At 64.4% G+C, this 19,984-nt stretch carries 16 protein-coding genes; 15 read left to right on the top strand and 1 reads right to left on the bottom strand.

All coding sequences use genetic code 11. The features are described from left to right. Positions 1 to 2 precede the first annotated feature (2 nt). From ACIGJG_RS16085 to ACIGJG_RS16045, 9 genes are all read left to right on the top strand, one after another. Positions 3 to 671, top strand: a complete 669-nt coding sequence (locus ACIGJG_RS16085) for a type IV pilus inner membrane component PilO (protein ID WP_011299276.1) — start codon at positions 3 to 5, stop codon at positions 669 to 671. Next, positions 668 to 1,204: a pilus assembly protein PilP gene (locus tag ACIGJG_RS16080; protein ID WP_011299275.1), complete on the top strand. Its 537-nt coding sequence runs from the start codon at positions 668 to 670 to the stop codon at positions 1,202 to 1,204. Before ACIGJG_RS16085 ends, ACIGJG_RS16080 begins: the two co-directional genes overlap by 4 nt. Beyond that, positions 1,201 to 3,321 carry a type IV pilus secretin PilQ gene (locus tag ACIGJG_RS16075; RefSeq protein ID WP_011299274.1) on the top strand — a complete coding sequence of 707 codons (2,121 nt, stop codon included), beginning with the start codon at positions 1,201 to 1,203 and terminating at the stop codon, positions 3,319 to 3,321. Before ACIGJG_RS16080 ends, ACIGJG_RS16075 begins: the two co-directional genes overlap by 4 nt. A 241-nt stretch (positions 3,322 to 3,562) precedes the next feature. Continuing rightward, entirely contained in the window at positions 3,563 to 4,141 is a 579-nt protein-coding gene (locus ACIGJG_RS16070) for a shikimate kinase (protein ID WP_011299273.1), read from the top strand. Beyond that, positions 4,138 to 5,244, top strand: coding sequence for a 3-dehydroquinate synthase (aroB, locus tag ACIGJG_RS16065; RefSeq protein ID WP_011299272.1), 1,107 nt, complete (start codon positions 4,138 to 4,140; stop codon positions 5,242 to 5,244). The genes ACIGJG_RS16070 and aroB overlap by 4 nt, the downstream gene beginning before the upstream one ends. A gap of 47 nt (positions 5,245 to 5,291) precedes the next feature. Further along, positions 5,292 to 6,428 (top strand): deoxyguanosinetriphosphate triphosphohydrolase, encoded by a 1,137-nt coding sequence (locus ACIGJG_RS16060; RefSeq protein ID WP_011299271.1) that lies wholly within the window; start codon positions 5,292 to 5,294, stop codon positions 6,426 to 6,428. Positions 6,429 to 6,531: 103 nt separating this feature from the next. Then, on the top strand, positions 6,532 to 7,257 hold the full coding sequence (locus ACIGJG_RS16055) for a transposase (RefSeq protein ID WP_483672540.1): 726 nt from the start codon (positions 6,532 to 6,534) through the stop codon (positions 7,255 to 7,257). A 350-nt stretch (positions 7,258 to 7,607) separates the two neighbouring features. After that, positions 7,608 to 12,410 (top strand): glutamate synthase-related protein, encoded by a 4,803-nt coding sequence (locus ACIGJG_RS16050; RefSeq protein WP_011299269.1) that lies wholly within the window; start codon positions 7,608 to 7,610, stop codon positions 12,408 to 12,410. A 121-nt stretch (positions 12,411 to 12,531) separates the two neighbouring features. After that, positions 12,532 to 13,995 carry a glutamate synthase subunit beta gene (locus tag ACIGJG_RS16045; protein ID WP_011299268.1) on the top strand — a complete coding sequence of 488 codons (1,464 nt, stop codon included), beginning with the start codon at positions 12,532 to 12,534 and terminating at the stop codon, positions 13,993 to 13,995. Positions 13,996 to 14,062: 67 nt separating this feature from the next. Here ACIGJG_RS16045 and ACIGJG_RS16040 read toward each other — a convergent pair whose 3' ends face one another. After that, entirely contained in the window at positions 14,063 to 14,602 is a 540-nt protein-coding gene (locus ACIGJG_RS16040) for a GNAT family N-acetyltransferase (RefSeq protein ID WP_011299267.1), read from the bottom strand. Between the two features lie 228 nt (positions 14,603 to 14,830). Between ACIGJG_RS16040 and ACIGJG_RS16035 the strand changes: the two genes are divergently transcribed. The 6 genes from ACIGJG_RS16035 to ACIGJG_RS16010 all read left to right on the top strand — a co-directional run bounded on the left by ACIGJG_RS16035 (position 14,831) and on the right by ACIGJG_RS16010 (position 19,939). Next, entirely contained in the window at positions 14,831 to 15,916 is a 1,086-nt protein-coding gene (locus ACIGJG_RS16035) for a Bug family tripartite tricarboxylate transporter substrate binding protein (protein ID WP_041679724.1), read from the top strand. 104 nt (positions 15,917 to 16,020) lie between these two features. Continuing rightward, positions 16,021 to 16,842 carry an ABC transporter ATP-binding protein gene (locus ACIGJG_RS16030; RefSeq protein ID WP_011299265.1) on the top strand — a complete coding sequence of 274 codons (822 nt, stop codon included), beginning with the start codon at positions 16,021 to 16,023 and terminating at the stop codon, positions 16,840 to 16,842. Beyond that, the gene (gene mlaE, locus ACIGJG_RS16025; RefSeq protein WP_483672539.1) at positions 16,839 to 17,615 is read left to right on the top strand and encodes a lipid asymmetry maintenance ABC transporter permease subunit MlaE; all 777 of its coding nucleotides are present in this window, start codon (positions 16,839 to 16,841) and stop codon (positions 17,613 to 17,615) included. Before ACIGJG_RS16030 ends, mlaE begins: the two co-directional genes overlap by 4 nt. 51 nt (positions 17,616 to 17,666) lie before the next feature. Continuing rightward, entirely contained in the window at positions 17,667 to 18,188 is a 522-nt protein-coding gene (gene mlaD / locus ACIGJG_RS16020) for an outer membrane lipid asymmetry maintenance protein MlaD (protein WP_011299263.1), read from the top strand. Further along, positions 18,185 to 19,096, top strand: a complete 912-nt coding sequence (locus ACIGJG_RS16015; protein WP_011299262.1) for an MlaA family lipoprotein — start codon at positions 18,185 to 18,187, stop codon at positions 19,094 to 19,096. The genes mlaD and ACIGJG_RS16015 overlap by 4 nt, the downstream gene beginning before the upstream one ends. A 213-nt stretch (positions 19,097 to 19,309) precedes the next feature. Continuing rightward, positions 19,310 to 19,939, top strand: a complete 630-nt coding sequence (locus ACIGJG_RS16010) for an MlaC/ttg2D family ABC transporter substrate-binding protein (RefSeq protein ID WP_011299261.1) — start codon at positions 19,310 to 19,312, stop codon at positions 19,937 to 19,939. Positions 19,940 to 19,984 lie beyond the last annotated feature (45 nt).

Genomic DNA, 19,984 nt, shown 5'->3' with positions numbered 1-19,984 from the left:
CCATGGCGCTCAATACCGAAATCAACCTGGCGGACCTGACAGGCCAGTTCCGCGGGCTCAATATGAACGAGCCCGAGACTTGGCCCACGGCGCCGCGCGTCGTGTTCGCGCTCATCGCGGCGGCTGTCGTGCTGCTGCTCGGCTGGCAGTTCTACTGGAGCGGCAAGACCGAGGAACTCGACCGCCAGCGCGCGGAACAGGAAAACCTCAAGCAGGCCTACCAGTCAAAGGTCGTCCAGGTCGCCAACCTGGAAGCGCTGCGCGAACAGAAGAAGCAGGTGGAGCTGCGGGTGGCGCAGCTCGAGCGCCAGCTTCCGAACAAGACCGAGATGGACGCGCTGCTCGCCGACGTCAACCACGCCGGCGTGGCGCGCGGTCTGCAGTTTGAGCTGTTCAAGCCGCAGGCTGCGGTGCTCAAGCCTTACTTTGCAGAGATCCCGGTGAACCTGAAGGTGACGGGGCGCTATCACGATGTTGCGCAGTTCAACGCCGACGTCGCCGCGCTGTCCCGGATCGTATCGATGCAGAACCTGCAGCTCGCCAATACCAAGGAAGGCGCGCTGACCATGGAAGCGGTGGCGATGGCCTACCGCACCCTGGACCCGGACGAGCAGGCCGCGCAACGCAAGGCTGCCGCCAATGCCGCCAGGCCCGCCGGAGGTGCCAAATGAGCCGCACCGTGAGCCTTTCCATGCGTCGTCTGGGCCTGCTTGCCGCCGCGCTGGCTGCCGGACTGCTGAGCGCGTGCGGTTCCGGCGACGAACAGGCGCTGCGGCAGTGGATGGATGCCACGCGCAACGCCAAAGCCCAGCCGCCCGCGCCCTTGCCCGAACCCAAGCCCTATGTGCCGCGCGAATACGCGGGGCGCAGCGCGCCGGAGCCGTTCGCGCAGACCAAGATCGGCGAACTCAACAAGATGCTGGCGGAGTCGCCCGAAGCCGGGCGTCGCCGCGAGCCGCTCGAAGACTATCCGCTCGAAAACTTCAAGATGCTCGGCATGATGAAGAAGAACGGCGAGACCTTCGGCATCGTGCGTGTTGATAACAAGATCCACCACGTCAAGGTGGGTCAGTATCTCGGCCAGAGTTACGGCCGGGTGGTCCGCATCACCGATCAGGAGATCGTGTTGCGCGAATTGGTCCGGGAAGGGGTATCCGAGTGGAAAGAGAAAATGACCAGCCTGAAGCTGGAGGTGTCGGCATGACCCTGGGTCGCTGGTACCGAGCGCTTGCAGGCGCAATGACGATGACACTTGTGCTGGCCGCCCCGGCGGCGCTCGCACAGGGCAACCAGGTGAAGTCGGTCGACGCCAATGTGGTGGGCGAGCAGACCCTGTTCACCATCGACCTGCAGTCGCCGCCGGCGCAGAAGCCGGCGGACTTCACAACGCAGAATCCGGCTCGCATCGCGATCGATTTCTTCGATACCGGGTTTGCCGCCGGCCGCGCTCAGTATGACTACGCCGGCAAGCTGCTGCGCGGGGCGAGTGTCATGCAGATCGGTGACCGCACCCGCGTGGTGCTCGACCTGACGCGCACGGCGACTTACCGGACCGAGGTCCGCGGCAACCAGTTCCTGGTGCTGCTCGACAATGTCGCGCCTGCTGCCAGGGCGGCCGCGCCGACCTTTGCCGCGCCTGCCGCACCGACCGCGGTCGCCGCGGCACGTGCGTCCGTGCGCAACATCGACTTCCGGCGGGGCACGGATGGCGCGGGACGCGTGGTGGTGGACCTGTCCTCGCGTGATTCGGGCATCAATATCGCGCAGCAAGGCCAGAACGTGGTGGTCGATTTCCTGGGCACCTCGCTGCCCGAGAACCTGCGCCGTCGTTTCGACGTGAGCGACTTCGGCACGCCGGTGCAGGGCATGCGCGCCACGGACGCCAGCGGCAATACCCGCCTGACCATCGAGCCGCGCGGCAACTGGGAGTACAGCTCCTACCAGACCGACACGCAGTTCGTGGTGGAAGTACGGCCGATCAAGGAAGACCCGGCCAAGCTGATCAGCGGCCCGGGTTACCGTGGCGAGCGCCTGTCGCTCAACTTCCAGAACATCGACATCCGCTCGCTGCTGCAGGTGTTTGCCGATTTCACGAACCTGAACATCATTACGAGCGACACCGTACAGGGCAATATCACGCTGCGTCTCAAGGACGTGCCGTGGGACCAGGCGCTGCAGATCGTGATGGATGCCAAGGGGCTGGCGTCGCGACGCAATGGCAATGTGCTGTGGGTGGCGCCCAAGGCTGAACTGGCCACCAAGGAGAAGCTGGAGTTGGAGGCGCAGCAGCAGATCAATGAACTCGAGCCGATCCGCAGCCAGGTGTTCCAGCTGAACTACCAGCGCGCCGAGGATGTGCGCAAGATGCTGCTCGGCATCACCACGGGCGGTGCCGCAGGCGCGGCGGTCCCGGCTGTCGGCATCGGCGGCGCGGCCGGCGTGGCTTCGCGCATGCTGTCCAAGCGCGGTTCGCTGACTGCCGATGCCCGCACCAACCAGCTGTTCGTGTCGGACATCGCCAGCAAGCTGGAAGAGGTGCAGGGGTTCCTGAACAAGATCGACATCCCGGTGCGCCAGGTGATCATCGAGGCGCGCATCGTCGAGGCCACCGACACGTTCAGCCGTAACCTCGGCGTAAAGCTCGGCTTTGCCGGCCAGTACAACAACGCCCGGGTCGGCAACACGTACAGCAACGTGCTGCCTGGCGCGAATTCCGATAACGGGCCGTTCCTGAGCCTGCCGGCCGGAGCGATCAACGGTACGAACCCGGCGAACATCGCGGTCAGCATCTTCAATAGCGCCGCCACCCGGTTCCTGGCGCTCGAACTCTCGGCGCTGGAAGCGGATGGCAAGGGCAAGATCATTTCCAGCCCGCGCGTGGTCACAGCTAACAACATCAAGGCGCTGATCGAGCAAGGTACGGAACTGCCTTACCAGGCAGCCACGTCCAGTGGCGCCACCTCGGTGCAGTTCCGCAAGGCCAACCTGAAGCTGGAAGTGACGCCCCAGATCACGCCGGAAGGCAATGTGCTGCTCGACGTGGATGTGAACAAGGACAGCGTGGGCATCCAGACGACCTCGGGCTTCGCCATCGATACCAAGCACGTGCAGACCCAGGTGCTGGTAGACAATGGCGGCACAGTGGTCATCGGCGGTATCTATACGCAAACGGAAAGCACGGATGTGGACAAGGTGCCGTTCCTGGGCGATATCCCTGTGCTCGGCTATCTGTTCAAGAACAACGCGAAGGTGCGCAACCGCACCGAACTGCTGGTGTTCCTGACGCCGCGTGTCCTGAACGAGAGCGTTACGCTGAAATGACGCGCCCGGCGGCCCGGAGAGGCGCAATTGGCGCCCGGAGGGCTGGATGCAGTAGACTGCAAGGCCGCATCGACCGATGCGGCCTTTTTTTGTCCGTGGCGGCCCGTCGGCGCGGTCATGCCGCATCCGCCACTTGCTGGTTGCGGCCCAACATAAGAAGATGATGCAGTTTCCAACGGGGGAGGGCGGACCGGAATCCGCATTCCCGAGCGACAATCCAGTGACAGCCTTGCCGATGGCCATGGAGACCGGCCGTCCCAACCTCTTCTTCGTCGGCTTGATGGGCGCCGGCAAGACTACCGTGGGCCGGACGGTCGCGCGGCGCCTGCACTATCCGTTTTTTGATTCCGACCACGAGCTGGAAGCGCACTGCGGCGTGCGCATCCCGGTGATTTTCGAGCACGAGGGCGAAGAAGGTTTCCGCGACCGCGAGGCCGCCATGATCCGTGAACTCACCGGCCGCAGCGGCATTGTGCTTGCCACAGGCGGCGGCGCGGTGCTGCGGCCCGAAAACCGCGAACTGCTCAAATCACGCGGCACTGTGGTCTACCTGCGCGCCAGCCCGCACGACCTGTGGCTGCGCACCCGTCACGACCGCAACCGCCCGCTGCTGCAGACCGAGGATCCGAAGGGCAAGCTCGAAGCGCTCTATGGCGCGCGCGACCCGCTTTACCGCGAGGTGGCCGATTTCATCATCGAGACCGGCAAGCCCTCGGTGGCACAGCTTGCTAATATGGTGCTGATGCAGCTGGAAATGGCCGGTTTCCGCATCGACACCGCCGCCGCGTCGGACCAGCCGGCCAACGATACGCATTCATGATCACGCTACAAGTCGACCTGGGAGAGCGCAGCTATCCCATCCATATCGGTACCGGCCTGCTCGGCAACGCCGAGCTGCTGCGCCCGCATGTGCGCGGCCAGCACGCCGTTATCGTCACCAATGAAACCGTCGGCCCGCTCTACGCGGCCCGCGTCGAAGCGAGCCTGAAGGAACTGGGCAAGACCGTGCGCGTGGTCACGCTGCCCGACGGCGAAGCCTTCAAGCAGTGGGAAACGCTGAACCTGATCTTCGATGCGCTGCTTTCCGCTGGCGCTGATCGCAAGACCACGCTGGTCGCGCTGGGCGGCGGCGTGGTGGGCGACATGACCGGGTTTGCGGCGGCGTGCTACATGCGCGGCGTGCCGTTCGTGCAGGTGCCGACCACGCTGCTGTCGCAGGTGGATTCGTCGGTTGGCGGCAAGACCGGCATCAATCACCCGCTCGGCAAGAACATGATTGGCGCGTTCCACCAGCCCAACGCGGTGATTGCCGACATCGACACGCTGCGTACGCTGCCTGCACGCGAGCTGGCAGCCGGCATGGCCGAAGTCATCAAGCACGGCGCGATCGCCGACGCCGATTACTTCGCCTGGATCGAGCGCAATATCGCCGCGCTGAACAGTTGCGACCCGGACCTGATGGCGCTGGCCGTACAGCGCTCGTGCGAGATCAAGGCTGGTGTCGTGGCCCAGGACGAGCGCGAAGGCGGATTGCGTGCAATCCTGAACTTCGGCCATACCTTCGGCCATGCCATCGAAGCCGGCATGGGCTACGGCGAATGGCTGCATGGCGAAGCAGTGGGCTGCGGCATGGTGATGGCGGCGGACCTGTCGCACCGGCTCGGCTTTATCGACACGGAGACGCGTGCGCGCATCCGGCAACTGACGCAGGCGGCCATGCTACCCATCGTCGCGCCGGAACTGGGCACCGACCGCTATATCGAACTGATGAAGGTGGACAAGAAGGCCGAAGCCGGCAGCATCAAGTTCATCCTGCTGAAGAAGCTTGGCGAAGCGTTCATCACCACGGTTCCCGATACCGATCTGCGCGCGACACTGGCGCAGGCAGTCCTTAAACCCCCCACCGAGGCCACGGTCGCGTAAACGATCGGTTATGCCTCGCAACCCTGACCCAGCCCACGGATTGCCGCATGACCGACCTTGAAAGCCACCTCGCTCCCTACGCCGCCCGCTCCGCGCAGACACGCGGGCGCGTCCACGCGGAGTCCGCGTCGTCGTCGCGCACGGAGTTCCAGCGCGACCGCGACCGTGTCATCCACAGTACGGCCTTCCGGCGGCTGGAGTACAAGACCCAGGTCTTCGTCAACCATGAAGGCGACCTGTTCCGCACGCGCCTCACACACAGCCTGGAAGTCGCGCAGATCGCTCGTTCGATCGCGCGCAACCTGCGCCTGAACGAGGATCTGGTCGAGGCGATTTCGCTCGCGCACGACCTCGGCCACACGCCGTTCGGCCATGCCGGCCAGGACGCGCTCAATGCCTGCATGAAGAACCACGGCGGCTTCGAGCACAACCTGCAGAGCCTGCTGGTCGTCGACGAACTGGAAGAGCGCTATGGCGGCTTCAACGGGCTGAATCTGACGTTCGAGACGCGGGAAGGCATCCTCAAGCACTGTTCGCGCGTCAACGCCGCCGCGCTCGGCGAGTTGGGCCGGCGCTTCCTGGAGGGCACGCAGCCATCGCTGGAAGCCCAGCTGGCCAACCTTGCCGACGAGATCGCCTACAACAACCACGATATCGACGATGGCCTGCGCTCGGGGCTGCTGACGCTAGAGCAGCTCGACGAAGTTCCCATGTGGGGGCGCCATCGTGCCGAGGTGGCAGAGGCCTTCCCAGGCATCAATGGCCGCCGCGCGATCAACGAAACCGTGCGGCGCATGATCAATACGCTGATCGTCGACCTGATCGAGACCACGAGCCGCAATATCGCCGCGGCGAATCCACGTTCGATCGACGCCGTGCGTGCGGCCGGTCCGCTCATCGGGTTTAGCCCGCAGATCCACGAAGAGGCCGCTGCGCTCAAGCGTTTCCTGTTCCGTCACCTGTACCGGCATTATCTGGTGATGCGCATGTCGTCCAAGGCCCAGCGCATCGTCTCGGACCTGTTCGGGGCATTCATGTCGGATTCCCGTTTGCTGCCGCCTCAGTACCAGGCGGCGCATGGCGGCGACCAGTCGCGTCTGATCGCCAATTACATTGCCGGCATGACGGACCGCTATGCGATTCGCGAGCATCGGCGGATTTTCGCGGTCAGCGAAGGCAATTGATCGGCAGGGTACCTTGGCGGGCACCGGAAGGTGTCCGCAGAAATTGGGGACGGATCAGGCTATCATCTGGAGCAACTCCGGTCCTGATCCCAGCGGCGCTTCGATGGCACGACTTCCCCGTTTCTCCCCGGCTGGCTTGCCGGCCCTTGTGTTGCAACGCGGCAACAACCGGCAGCCCGTTTTCCTTGGGCCCGACGACTACCTGCACTACCTCGACAGCCTGCGCATGGCCGCGCGCGAGCACGACCTCGCCATTCATGCGTATGGGCTGCGGCCCAACCATATCCATCTGGTCGCCACGCCACGCGGGGCCGATTCGCTGAGCCTGACCATGCAGGCTGTCGGGCGCCGCTATGCGCGCTACTTCAACCGTACGGCAAACCGCACGGGAACGCTGTGGGAAGGGCGCTTCCGTTCCGCGGTGTTCGATCCGGCCGAATGGATGCTGCCGGCCATGCTGTATGCGGAGGGCAACGCCATGCGCGTCGGTGAAGTCATAACGCCCGAGGCCGACCGGTGGAGTAGCTACCGACACCATGTCGGCATTGAGGCCAGCGCACTGGTAAGTGATCACTCTGCGTACTGGGAGCTGGGCAATACACCGTTCGAGCGCCAGTCCAACTATCGCACGCTTAGCAATGAAGGCCTGTCAGGCCGCACGCTCGCGACCTTGCGCAAACACGCCCACAGCGGATGGCCGCTTGGCGGCGACGGCTTTCTTTCTCAGCTCGAGCGGCAGGCCACCCGGCGTGTGCAGCCGCTGCCGAAAGGCCGCCCCAAGCGGGAAGCGGGGGCGGAGGCCACCGAACCGGACGAATCGGTGGCGTAGGCGTCCCATATGACAGATGAGATGTGAAGGATGCACCAATACGCCGCAATTTAATGTGTCCCCATTTAAGTTCATCTTCAAAACGGTGCGAAGTTAAATGTGTTCTGACCCCATTTAAAAACTTTGCAGGCTTTGTGGGATTCTCATATAGTTGCTCCACCCACAGTCATTGTGCGGCGCGTCACGCTCGTGTACGCCGCTTCGGTCTCCCGTAGCTTCCCTGTCAGCAGATGATGCGCCGGTCCAAACCGGACCAGCCGGTGCGAATTTGTGCCCGGCGCGTGCAGGCAGCAGTACGGTCCCGTTCGGTTCGCCCGGCAACCCGCGCAGCCTTCACCGGAATTCAGCCCGTGGACCAATCGCAAAACCATCCGGCCCAGGAACTGGCCCAGGCGCAGACCAGCGCAACTTCCACTGACATCGCTCTGCGTCCGCAAGCGCAAGGCCTGTATGACCCGACCAACGAGCACGATGCCTGCGGCGTCGGCATGGTCGCGCACATCAAGGGCAAGAAGACGCACGAGATCATCAGCCAGGGCCTGAAGATCCTCGAGAACCTGGACCACCGGGGTGCAGTCGGCGCGGACGCGCTGATGGGCGATGGCGCCGGCATCCTGATCCAGATCCCGGACCAGTTCTATCGCGAAGAAATGGCCGCGCAGGGCGTGAGCCTGCCGCCCGCCGGCGAATACGGCGTGGGCATGATCTTCCTGCCGAAGGAACACGCTTCGCGCCTGGCCTGCGAGCAGGAGCTCGAGCGCACCGTCCGCCTGGAAGGCCAGGTCGTGCTGGGCTGGCGCGACGTGCCGGTGGACTGCAACATGCCGATGTCGCCGACGGTCCGCAAGACCGAGCCGGTGATCCGCCAGATCTTCATCGGGCGCGGCCGCGACATCATGACCACGGATGCGCTGGAACGTAAGCTCTACGTGATCCGCAAGACCGCGAGCCACGCCATCCAGGCGCTCAAGCTCAAGCACGGCAAGGAATACTTCGTGCCGTCGATGTCGGCCCGTACCGTTGTGTACAAGGGCCTTCTGCTGGCCAACCAGGTCGGCGAGTACTACCTGGACCTGCAGGACCAGCGCGCCGTGTCGGCCCTGGCCCTGGTGCACCAGCGCTTCTCGACCAACACCTTCCCGGCCTGGGAACTGGCCCACCCGTACCGCATGGTCGCCCACAACGGCGAAATCAACACGGTCAAGGGCAACGTCAACTGGATCAACGCCCGTACCGGCGCGATCTCATCGCCGGTGCTCGGCGACGACCTGCCGAAGCTGTGGCCGCTGATCTACCCGGGCCAATCCGATACGGCATCGTTCGACAACTGCCTCGAACTGCTGACGATGGCCGGCTATCCGCTCGTCCACGCGATGATGATGATGATCCCGGAAGCCTGGGAACAGCACACGCTGATGGACGACAACCGTCGTGCCTTCTACGAGTACCACGCTGCCATGATGGAGCCGTGGGACGGCCCGGCCGCGATCTGCTTCACCGACGGCCGCCAGATCGGCGCGACGCTGGACCGCAACGGCCTGCGCCCGGCCCGTTTCTACGTGACCGAGGACGACATCGTCGTGCTGGCGTCGGAAGCCGGCGTGCTGCCGTTCCCCGAATCGCGCATCGTTGAAAAGTGGCGCCTGCAGCCGGGCAAGATGTTCCTGATCGACATGGAACAGGGCCGCATCATCGACGACAAGGAACTCAAGGACAACCTGGCCAACGCCAAGCCGTACAAGAGCTGGATCGACGCCGTTCGCATCAAGCTGGACGAGATCGACGCCAAGCCGGAAGACGTTGCCGCCGAGAAGAAGCCTGTGGCCAAGCTGCTGGACCGTCAGCAATCGTTCGGCTACACGCAGGAAGACGTCAAGTTCCTGATGGCGCCGATGGCGCTGTCGGGCGAGGAAGCCACCGGCTCGATGGGCAATGACTCGCCGCTCGCCGTGCTGTCGTCGAAGAACAAGACGCTGTACCACTACTTCCGCCAGCTGTTCGCCCAGGTCACCAACCCGCCGATCGACCCGATCCGCGAGAACATGGTGATGTCGCTGGTGTCGTTCATCGGCCCGAAGCCGAACCTGCTCGAACTGAACAACATCAACCCGCCGATGCGTCTCGAAGTGTCCCAGCCCGTGCTGGACTTCAAGGACATCGCCAAGATCCGCAACATCGAGCATTACACCGGCGGCAAGTTCCGTTCGTACGAACTGAACATCTGCTATCCGACCGCGTGGGGCAAGGAAGGCATCGAAGCACGCCTGGCCTCGCTGTGCGCCGAAGCCGTGGATGCGGTGCGTTCGGGCTACAACATCCTGATCGTGACCGACCGCCGCGTCGATGCCGACCAGGTTGCGATTCCGGCGCTGCTGGCTACATCTGCGGTTCACCACCATCTGGTGGAGAAGGGCCTGCGCACGTCCACCGGCCTGGTCGTCGAAACGGGCACCGCGCGTGAAGTGCACCACTTCGCGCTGCTGGCTGGCTACGGCGCGGAAGCCGTGCACCCGTACCTGGCGATGGAAACGCTGGCCGACATGGCCGCCGGCCTGTCGGGCGACCTGTCGCCGGAGAAGGCGGTCAAGAACTTCGTCAAGGCGATCGGCAAGGGCCTGTTCAAGGTGATGTCCAAGATGGGCATCTCCACGTACATGTCGTACACCGGCGCGCAGATCTTCGAAGCGATCGGCCTGTCGCGCGAACTGGTGCAGAAGTACTTCCACGGCACGCCGTCGAATGTCGAAGGCATCGGCATCTTCGAGGTGGCCGAGGAAGCGCTGCGCCTGCACAAGGACGCATTCGGCAACAGCCCGGTGCTGGACAACATGCTCGATAGCGGCGGCGAATACGCGTACCGTATCCGCGGCGAAGAGCATATGTGGACCCCGGACTCGATCGCCAAGCTGCAGCACTCGGTGCGTGCCGAAGACGCCAAGGGTTCGTACCAGACGTACAAGGAATACGCGAACATCATCAACGACCAGAGCAAGCGCCACATGACGCTGCGTGGTCTGTTCGAGTTCAAGGTCGATCCGGCCAAGGCGATTCCGCTGGAAGAAGTCGAGCCCGCCAAGGAAATCGTGCGTCGCTTCGCGACGGGCGCGATGTCGCTCGGCTCGATCTCGACCGAAGCCCATGCCACGCTGGCAGTGGCGATGAACCGCATCGGCGGCAAGTCGAACACCGGCGAAGGCGGCGAGGACGAGAAGCGCTACCGCAACGAACTGCGCGGTATCCCCATCAAGCAGGGCGACAGCCTGAAGAGCCTGCTGGGCGATGTGATCGAAGCCGACCTGCCGCTGAAGGAGGGCGACTCGCTGCGCTCGAAGATCAAGCAGGTGGCATCGGGCCGTTTTGGCGTAACCGCCGAGTACCTGGCCTCCGCCGACCAGATTCAGATCAAGATGGCGCAGGGCGCCAAGCCGGGCGAAGGCGGCCAACTGCCGGGCCATAAGGTCTCGGACTACATCGGCAAGCTGCGTTACTCGGTGCCGGGCGTTGGCCTGATCTCGCCGCCTCCGCACCACGACATCTACTCGATCGAGGATCTGGCACAGCTGATCCACGACCTGAAGAACGTCAACCCGTCGTCAGATATCTCGGTCAAGCTGGTGTCCGAAGTAGGCGTCGGCACGGTGGCTGCCGGTGTGTCGAAGGCCAAGGCCGACCACGTCGTGATCGCTGGCCATGACGGCGGCACAGGCGCTTCGCCGTGGTCGTCGATCAAGCACGCCGGCTCGCCGTGGGAACTGGGCCTGGCCGAGACGCAGCAGACGCTGCTGCTCAATGGCCTGCGCAACCGCATCCGCGTGCAGGCCGACGGCCAGATGAAGACCGGCCGCGACGTCGTGATCGGTGCGCTGCTCGGCGCTGACGAGTTCGGCTTCGCCACGGCACCGCTGGTTGCCGAGGGCTGCATCATGATGCGCAAGTGCCACCTGAACACCTGCCCGGTGGGCGTGGCCACGCAGGATCCGCAACTGCGCAAGAAATTCCAGGGCAAGCCGGAACACGTGGTGAACTTCTTCTTCTTCGTCGCAGAAGAAGCCCGCGAGATCATGGCCCAGCTGGGCATCCGCACTTTCGACGAACTGATCGGCCGCGCCGACCTGCTCGACACGAAGGCTGGCATCGAACACTGGAAGGCGCGTGGCCTGGACTTCAGCCGCATCTTCCACCAGGTGTCGCTGCCGGCGGACACGCCGCTGTTCCACACCGACGTGCAAGACCACGGCCTGTCGGTCGAGGCTGGCAAGGCGCTGGACCACGTGCTGATCGCCAAGGCCCGTCCGGCGATCGAGAAGGGCGAACGCGTGTCGTTCATCCAGCCGGTCAAGAACGTGAACCGTACCGTCGGCGCGATGTTGTCTGGCGTGGTGGCCAAGCAGTACGGCCACGAAGGCCTGCCGGATGACACCATCCACATCCAGCTGCAAGGCACGGCCGGCCAGTCGTTCGGCGCGTTCCTGGCGCACGGCATCACTCTGGACCTGGTCGGCGATGGCAACGACTACGTCGGCAAGGGCCTGTCGGGCGGCCGCGTGATCGTTCGTGCCCCGCATGAGTTCCGCGGTGATCCGACCCGCAACATCATCGTCGGCAACACCGTGCTGTACGGTGCCATCGCCGGTGAAGCGTTCTTCAACGGCGTGGCCGGCGAGCGCTTCGCGGTGCGTAACTCGGGCGCGGTGGCTGTGGTGGAAGGCACCGGCGACCACGGTTGCGAGTACATGACCGGCGGTACCGTGGTGGTGCTGGGCGGCACAGGCCGTAACTTCGCGGCCGGCATGTCGGGCGGCGTGGCCTACGTCTACGACGAGGACGGCCTGTTCGACAAGCGCTGCAACACGTCGATGGTCGCGCTGGAAGCCGTGCTGGCCTCGGCCGACCAGGAGAAGGGCCAGAGCCCGGCTTCGTGGCACAAGGTCAACGGCAAGCGCCAGCTCGACGAAGTCGTGCTGCGCAACCTGATCGAGCAGCACTTCCGCTACACCGGCTCCGAGCGCGCCAAGGCGCTGCTGGCTGACTGGACCACGGCACGCCGCAAGTTCGTCAAGGTCTTCCCGACCGAGTACAAGCGCGCGCTGGGCGAGATGTACGCCAAGGAACAGGCTGCCCGCGATAGCGACCGCGAAGCCATCGCCGCCTGATCCGCGGCACCACGAGACAGGGATCGCCCCAACGGTAACACCGGCGACGATCCCGACAAGATACTGACCTCACAGCAAGGCCGGCCACGCCGGTCTTGCCTAGCAAGATCAAGGACGCAACATGGGTAAGGCGACTGGCTTTCTCGAATTTCCGCGCCAGAACGAAGGCTACGAAGCGGTAGTCAAGCGCGTGAAGCACTACAAGGAATTCGTGTTTGCGCTGTCCGACAGCGAGGCGAAGATCCAGGGTGCGCGCTGCATGGACTGCGGCATCCCGTTCTGCAACAACGGCTGTCCGGTCAACAACATCATTCCCGACTTCAATGACCTGGTGTACCGCCAGGACTGGAAGTCGGCGATCGAAGTGCTGCACCAGACCAACAACTTCCCCGAGTTCACGGGCCGCATCTGCCCGGCACCGTGCGAAGCTGCCTGCACGCTCGGCATCAATGAGCTGCCGGTCGGCATCAAGTCGATCGAGCACGCGATCATCGACAAGGCCTGGGAAGAAGGCTGGGTCGCACCGCAGCCGCCGAAGCACAAGACCGGCAAGACCGTCGCCGTGGTCGGCTCGGGCCCCGCCGGCATGGCGGCCGCGCAGCAACTGGCACGCGCCGGCCATGACGTGACCGTGTTCGAAAAGAACGATCGCATCGGCGGCCTGCTGCGCTACGGCATCCCCGACTTCAAGATGGAGAAGACGCTGATCGACCGCCGCATCGAGCAGATGCAGGCCGAAGGCGTGACTTTCCGCGCAGGCGTGATGGTGACCGACGGCGCGCTGCCGGCCGGCATCAAGAACTATGCGCGTGAAACCATCTCCGCCAAGGATCTGATGGACCAGTTCGACGCTGTCGTGCTGGCCGGCGGTTCGGAAGTGCCGCGCGACCTGCCGGTGCCGGGCCGTGACCTGGATGGCATCCACTTCGCGCTGGAATTCCTGATTCCGCAGAACAAGGAAGTGGCCGGCGACGGCGAGAACGAGATCCGTGCCGAAGGCAAGAACGTGATCGTGATCGGCGGTGGCGATACGGGTTCCGACTGCGTCGGTACCTCGAACCGCCATGGCGCGACCTCGGTGAACCAGTTCGAACTGCTGCCGCAGCCGCCGGAAGAAGAGGACAAGCCGCTGGTGTGGCCGTACTGGCCGATCAAGCTGCGCACCTCGTCGTCGCATGAAGAAGGTTGCGATCGCGACTGGTCCGTCGCCACCAAGGAATTCATCGGCGAAAACGGCAAGGTCACCGCGCTGAAGGCCTGCCGCGTCGAGTGGAAGGACGGCAAGATGCAGGAAGTGCCGGGCAGCGAGTTCATTCTGCCGGCCGACCTCGTGCTGCTGGCGATGGGCTTTACCAATCCGGTGGGTTCGATGCTGGACGCATTCGGTGTTGACACCGATGCGCGCAAGAACGCGAAGGCTGCCACGGAAGGCGAGCGTGCGTACCACACCAATGTGCCGAAGGTGTTCGCCGCTGGCGACGTGCGCCGTGGCCAGTCGCTGGTGGTGTGGGCGATTCGGGAAGGCCGCCAGGCTGCGCGTTCGGTAGACGCGTTCCTGATGGGGCATACGGAACTGCCGCGTTAACAGCTGGAAAGCTGTTTCAGGAAAGACGCCGGGTGAATCCCGGCGTTTTTTTGCCTCGATAAGACGCTCAGGCAGCGAGCACACGCTCCATCATCATCGCGCCCGGCCCATAATCGGCCAGCTTTTCCACATATGCGGAGCCCGCTTGCGCAACCACTGGCACGTACCCAACCCGGCGCCACCACGGCGCTGCCGATTGCACGGCAATCAACCGGGAGTGCCGCAGACCGCCATCGAGCGCGGACTGCAGCGCAGCTTCGTAGAGCCGCATCGCAAGCCCGCCACCGCGTCCGGCTGGCGCCACAGCCATGTCATGGACAAACCAGGTAAGCGTCGCCGTATCGGTGACATCGTGCGCGGATTGCAGCAGTACGCCATTGAGCGGCGGCAGGCTGCCTTGCGGCCAGGAATGGGTGAACAGGTACGCGGCCAGCGCCGCTCGATCATCCCAGGACGTGGCGACCCAGCACGTGGCCGGCGATAGCGCGAGCCGGCTGGCGAAGGCCTCTGTGCCTTCGAGAAGATCACTGCGATAGCACTCCGCTTGAACGCGGAGCACGCCGGGCAAGTCAGCGGCCGTCATGCGCCGCAGCAAAAATTCAGACATTCGACATTGTAGAAGACCTTGCAACTGGTTGCGCAACTGCCCCCCAGCGCCGGGATTCCCTTGGCACACAAGGGCTTCAGGGTTCTCCCGCGCTATGGTTTACGTGCCTGTGCCCCCCTTTGGGTTGTTCGTACAATTTTCAAAAAACAAAAACGGAAACTGCCTCGAATCCATTTTTCCGTCGACCCAGCTGCGGTCCTGCTAAGCGGGACACGCCGGAGAAAATTGATGTCCGAAGTGCGCACGTTGTCGCGGCTTTGGCGAGGTAAAGCGAAGTTGACGCTTCCTGCTGCCATCCGGGACGCTGTAGTGATGTGGTTTGGGGTGTTGGCCGCTTTTATTGTGGCAGGGGCACCTTTTGCTGCGCAGGCGGTATCGCCGGCCGTTGCCTCGGCGCCGCCTGCCACGGCGCGGGCCATCTCGTTTCCGGCGCGTCCTATGCGCCTGATCGTTCCGTTTCCGGCAGGCGGCGTCGCCGACGCCGTAGCCCGCTTGCTGGCCGAACGGCTGTCCGCACGCCTCGGTGTGCCCGTTGACGTGGACAACCGACCCGGCGCGGCCGGTACCACGGCCGGCGATGTCGTGGCGAAGGCCAGCTCGGACGGCCACACGCTGCTGTTCCACCAGGCCAACATGCTGATCCAGCCGGGACTGGAACCCGTGCCATACGATGTGATTCGGGACTTTACGCCGGTGGCGCGCGTGGCCACGACGCCGCTGTTCCTGGTCATCGACGGCCGGCTGCCCATGCGTACGCCGGAACAATGGGCCGTGGCGGTCAAGTCGAATCCAGGCTCCTACAGCTACGGGTATGGCCAGCCCGGAAGCCCGTCGCACCTTTATGCCGAATTTGCCGTGCGCGGTGTCCGCAACGGGGTGCCGCTGGTCACGGCCAAGGGCGAGGGCGCCGTTGTGCAGGAAATGCTCGCCGGGCGCATCAGCGCGTGCTTCTGTTCCTATGCGGCCGTGCAAAGCCATGTGCGCAACGGCTCGCTGCGCATGATCGGCGTGACCGGCATGTCGCGCTCGCCGCTGGCGCCGCTGGTGCCGACGCTCCAGGAATCTGGTCTGGAGGGCTACGCCGCTGCAGCGTGGTTCGGCGTGATGGCACCGGCCAAAACGCCGCGGGCCATCATTGCACGGTTGGCGGGCGAACTCGACGAGGTGATGGCCGAGCGCGAGGTCCGCGCGCGCCTGATGGCCGCTGGCCTGACGCCGCTGCGCGATTCTCCGGAGGCCTTTGCGACCGCAATCCGCTCGGAATCGATCCAGTGGCAGGTGATCCTGCGTGATGCCGCGCAGGGCGAGCCGTAGCCCATTCCGAACCCGCGCCGACGGATGTGGCGGCGGCCCCACGGGCCGCCTGCAGTTCTAGGTAGTAGCCCTTATAATGCGCGACTGCCCGGACTGCTGCCAACGTGACTGAACCTGCCCACAATCTCGTCGAACTCAACGCGGTAGATTTTGCCTACTCGCCAGACGCCACGCCGATCCTGACCGGCCTGACCATGCAATTCCCGCGTGGCAAGGTGATCGCGGTGATGGGCGGCTCGGGCTGTGGCAAGACCACCGTTCTGCGCCTGATCGGCGGCCAGGTGCGGCCGCAAGCCGGTATGGTCACGTTCGGCGGTGCCGATATCCACAAGCTCGATGTGACGGGCCTGTACGCCGTGCGGCGCCAGATGGGCATGCTGTTCCAGTTCGGCGCGCTGTTTACGGACCTGTCGGTGTTCGACAATGTGGCCTTTCCACTGCGTGAGCACACGGACCTGCCGGAGTCGATGATTCGGGACCTCGTGCTTATGAAGCTCAACGCCGTGGGGCTGCGCGGCGCGCGTAATTTGATGCCGTCGCAGATCTCCGGCGGCATGGCGCGCCGGGTGGCGCTCGCCCGCGCGATTGCGCTCGATCCGTCGCTGCTGATGTACGACGAACCGTTTGCCGGACTCGACCCGATTTCGCTGGGGCTGACCGCGCGGCTGATCCGCAGCCTCAACGATGCGCTGGGCGCCACCACCATCATCGTCTCGCACGACGTGCACGAGACGTTCCAGATCGCGGACTACGTGTATTTCATTGCCAACGGCCGCATCGCCGCGCAAGGCGAACCCGAAGCGCTGCGCGCCTCGACCGATCCGTTCGTGCGCCAGTTCGTGCATGCGGAGGCCGACGGCCCCGTGCCTTTCCACTATCCGGGCCCGTCGCTGGTCGAGGACTTTGCCGGCGGGGGTGCGCAATGACGGGCTTCTTCGCCGCCATCGGCTCGGCGGTGCGGCAAAGTGTCGCCGGCCTCGGCCATGCCGCAGGCATGTTCTTTACCGTGCTGGGCTTGTCCCCGGCACTGCTGCGCCGCTTCCGTCTGGTGACCGACCAGATCTTCTTCGTCGGCAACCTGTCACTCGTCATCATCGCGGTGTCGGGCTTGTTCGTTGGCTTCGTGCTGGGGCTGCAGGGCTACTACACGCTGAACCGCTATGGTTCCGAGCAGGCGCTCGGGCTGCTCGTAGCGCTTTCGCTGGTGCGCGAGCTGGGGCCGGTCATCACCGCATTGCTGTTTGCCGGCCGGGCGGGCACGTCCCTGACCGCGGAAATCGGACTGATGAAGGCGGGCGAGCAGTTGACCGCCATGGAAATGATGGCCGTCAATCCGCTGCAACGCGTGATTGCGCCGCGTTTCTGGGCAGGTGTGGTGGCTATGCCGGTGCTGGCCGCGATCTTCAGCGCTGTCGGCGTCCTGGGCGGTTACCTGGTCGGCGTGCAATTGATCGGCGTGGATGCGGGCGCCTTCTGGTCGCAGATGCAGGCTGGCGTGGATGTGCGTGACGACGTGGTCAACGGCGTCATCAAGAGTTTTATTTTCGGCATTGCCGTGACGTTCATTGCGCTGTACCAGGGGTTCGAAGCCAAGCCCACGCCGGAAGGCGTGTCGCGGGCCACAACCCGCACCGTGGTGATCGCGTCGCTGGCCGTGCTTGGGCTGGATTTCCTGCTGACAGCGTTGATGTTCAGTTGATGGGCAACGCACCGGGCCAAACGGCAGGACAACGGGTAGAAAGAGATCCCAATGAAAAAAAGTGCACTCGATTTCTGGGTGGGGCTGTTCGTGGTAGCAGGGTTTGTTGCCTTGCTGTTTCTTGCCCTGAAGGTCGGCAACATGAGTGCCTTCACCTTCCAGGAAACCTACGCAGTCGAAGCCCGCTTCGACAACATCGGCGGCCTGAAGCCGCGCGCGCCGGTCAAGAGCGCTGGCGTGGTGGTGGGGCGTGTGGCGGCGATCCGGTTCGATGACAAGACGTACCAGGCCACCGTGGTCATGAACCTGGAAAAGCAGTACCAGTTTCCGAAGGACTCCTCGGCCAAGATCCTGACGTCGGGCCTGCTGGGCGAGCAGTACATCGGCCTGGAGGCCGGCGGCGATACCGCCATGCTGGCGCAGGGCTCGCGCATCACCATGACGCAGTCGGCCGTGGTGCTCGAAAACCTGATCGGGCAGTTCCTGTACAACAAGGCTGCCGACGCCGGGGCCGGCGGGGCCAGCAGCGGTGGTGCGGCGAGCGCGCCGGCTGTGGGCGGAGCCGGCAAATGACCGTTCCTTCGTGCAAGCCGGCGGCCAGGCACGCTGTCCTGGCGTTGGCAGCTGGTGTCCTGATGGGGCTGGCGGGTTGCGCCACCGGCCCGACCGCCAATCCGAAGGATCCGCTCGAGCCGTTCAATCGCGAGGTCTCGCGCATCAATGAAGACTTCGACAAGGGCGTGCTGAGGCCTGTTGCCCAGCTTTATGCGGACTACATTCCGTCGCCCGTCCAGACCGCGGTGGATAACTTCTTCTCGAATGTCAGCGACGTCTATTCGGCGGTGAACAACCTGCTGCAGGGCAAGCCCAGCCGTGCGGCCGAGGACACCATGCGAGTGGCGATCAACACCGTGCTAGGTATTGGCGGCCTGATCGACATTGCCACGCCGGGCGGCCTGCCCAAGTACAAGGAAGATTTCGGCCAGACGCTTGGTGTCTGGGGCGTGCCGGCGGGGCCGTACCTGGTGCTGCCGCTGTTTGGGCCGAGCACCGTGCGCGACACCGCGGGCATGCTGGTGGACCGTCAGATTGACCCTTCGGCCTATTTCTACCCCGTTTCGCTGCGCAACTCGTTGGTCGGGGTGCGCATTGTTGCGGGCCGCGCGCAACTGCTTGGCGCGACCAACCTGCTCGAGCAGGCCGCGCTGGACAAGTATGCGTTCCTGCGCGATTCCTATCTGCAGCGGCGTGAGTATCTGATCTACGACGGCAATCCTCCGAGTCGGGACAACGATGAATCGGAGAGCGATGGTCAGCCGGCGCAGCCTTCCTCATCGCCTTCGCAGCCGTCGTCCGAACAGCCGTCGCAGCCGGCCGCGCCCGCCGAAGGCGCCACGCAGCCGGAGGGCCAGAACCTGCCTGTGCCGCCGGCTTCACCGATGCAGCGCATCGTTCCCGGCGGTGGCCTGCGCATCCGCTGAGGTGTGGGGGGAGCCTGTAAATGCGCTGTAAGCCGGCTGTGAGTGTGCTGTGAGCGCTGAAACAATTTGTTTTGAAGTGGCGGGGGATGCACGAGGGCCGGCAACCCGCCGCCACGGACTATGTTCCAATGTGCGCAACGCCTGGGGATTGCGGGCTTCGTAAAGCCGGACCTGCCCCGGGCGGCGAATGAATCTGACTGAGAAGGAAATTCCATGATCAAGCGACTGTTGCTCCCCCTCCTCGCTGTAGCTGCCTTTACCGGTGCCGCCCATGCGCAGGTTTCGGCGCAGGATGCCGCCAGCCCCGAAGCGCTGGTCAAGGCCGTGGTCAACGATGTGATGACCAGCGTCAAGAGCGACAAGGACATGCAGGCCGGGAATATCGGCAAGATCTCCGCCCTGGTCGAGCAGAAGATCCTGCCGAACGCGAACTTCCAGAAGACGACGCAGATCGCCATGGGCCGCAACTGGTCGAAGGCCACGCCCGAACAGCAGAAGGTCATCACCGACGAGTTCAAAACGCTGCTGATCCGCACCTACGCGGGCGCGATCGCGCAGATTCGCGACCAGACCGTGCAGTACAAGCCGTACCGCGGTTCGCCGGACGACACCGATGCGACTATCCGCACCCAGGTGATCAACAAGGGCGAGCCGATCCAGCTCGACTACCGTCTCGAGAAGACGGCGCAGGGCTGGAAGGTCTATGACATCAACGTGCTGGGCGCGTGGCTGACCGAGGCCTACAAGGGCAGCTTCAACACCATCGTCGGCCAGCAGGGCGTGGACGGCGTGATCAAGACGCTGCAGGACCGCAACCGCCAGCTGGCCAACGCCAAGAGCTGACGTCGCGCTGCCGCTGCCGCTGCCGCGCTGCATTGCAGCACGCAG

This window comes from Cupriavidus sp. C1SS-2L (assembly GCF_057073735.1).
This window is presented reverse-complemented; position numbering and strand designations above follow the sequence as displayed.

Bases quoted from the DNA above. Each gene is read 5' to 3' on its own strand.
- ACIGJG_RS16035 (WP_041679724.1), top strand. From the start codon at position 14,831: ATGTCCGAAGTGCGCACGTTGTCGCGGCTTTGGCGAGGTAAAGCGAAG.
- ACIGJG_RS16085 (WP_011299276.1), top strand. From the start codon at position 3: ATGGCGCTCAATACCGAAATCAACCTGGCGGACCTGACAGGCCAGTTC.
- ACIGJG_RS16075 (WP_011299274.1), top strand. From the start codon at position 1,201: ATGACCCTGGGTCGCTGGTACCGAGCGCTTGCAGGCGCAATGACGATG.
- ACIGJG_RS16015 (WP_011299262.1), top strand. From the start codon at position 18,185: ATGACCGTTCCTTCGTGCAAGCCGGCGGCCAGGCACGCTGTCCTGGCG.
- ACIGJG_RS16045 (WP_011299268.1), top strand. From the start codon at position 12,532: ATGGGTAAGGCGACTGGCTTTCTCGAATTTCCGCGCCAGAACGAAGGC.
- ACIGJG_RS16010 (WP_011299261.1), top strand. From the start codon at position 19,310: ATGATCAAGCGACTGTTGCTCCCCCTCCTCGCTGTAGCTGCCTTTACC.
- ACIGJG_RS16060 (WP_011299271.1), top strand. From the start codon at position 5,292: ATGACCGACCTTGAAAGCCACCTCGCTCCCTACGCCGCCCGCTCCGCG.
- mlaD (WP_011299263.1), top strand. From the start codon at position 17,667: ATGAAAAAAAGTGCACTCGATTTCTGGGTGGGGCTGTTCGTGGTAGCA.
- mlaE (WP_483672539.1), top strand. From the start codon at position 16,839: ATGACGGGCTTCTTCGCCGCCATCGGCTCGGCGGTGCGGCAAAGTGTC.
- ACIGJG_RS16055 (WP_483672540.1), top strand. From the start codon at position 6,532: ATGGCACGACTTCCCCGTTTCTCCCCGGCTGGCTTGCCGGCCCTTGTG.
- ACIGJG_RS16040 (WP_011299267.1), bottom strand. From the start codon at position 14,602: ATGTCTGAATTTTTGCTGCGGCGCATGACGGCCGCTGACTTGCCCGGC.
- aroB (WP_011299272.1), top strand. From the start codon at position 4,138: ATGATCACGCTACAAGTCGACCTGGGAGAGCGCAGCTATCCCATCCAT.
- ACIGJG_RS16080 (WP_011299275.1), top strand. From the start codon at position 668: ATGAGCCGCACCGTGAGCCTTTCCATGCGTCGTCTGGGCCTGCTTGCC.
- ACIGJG_RS16070 (WP_011299273.1), top strand. From the start codon at position 3,563: ATGGAGACCGGCCGTCCCAACCTCTTCTTCGTCGGCTTGATGGGCGCC.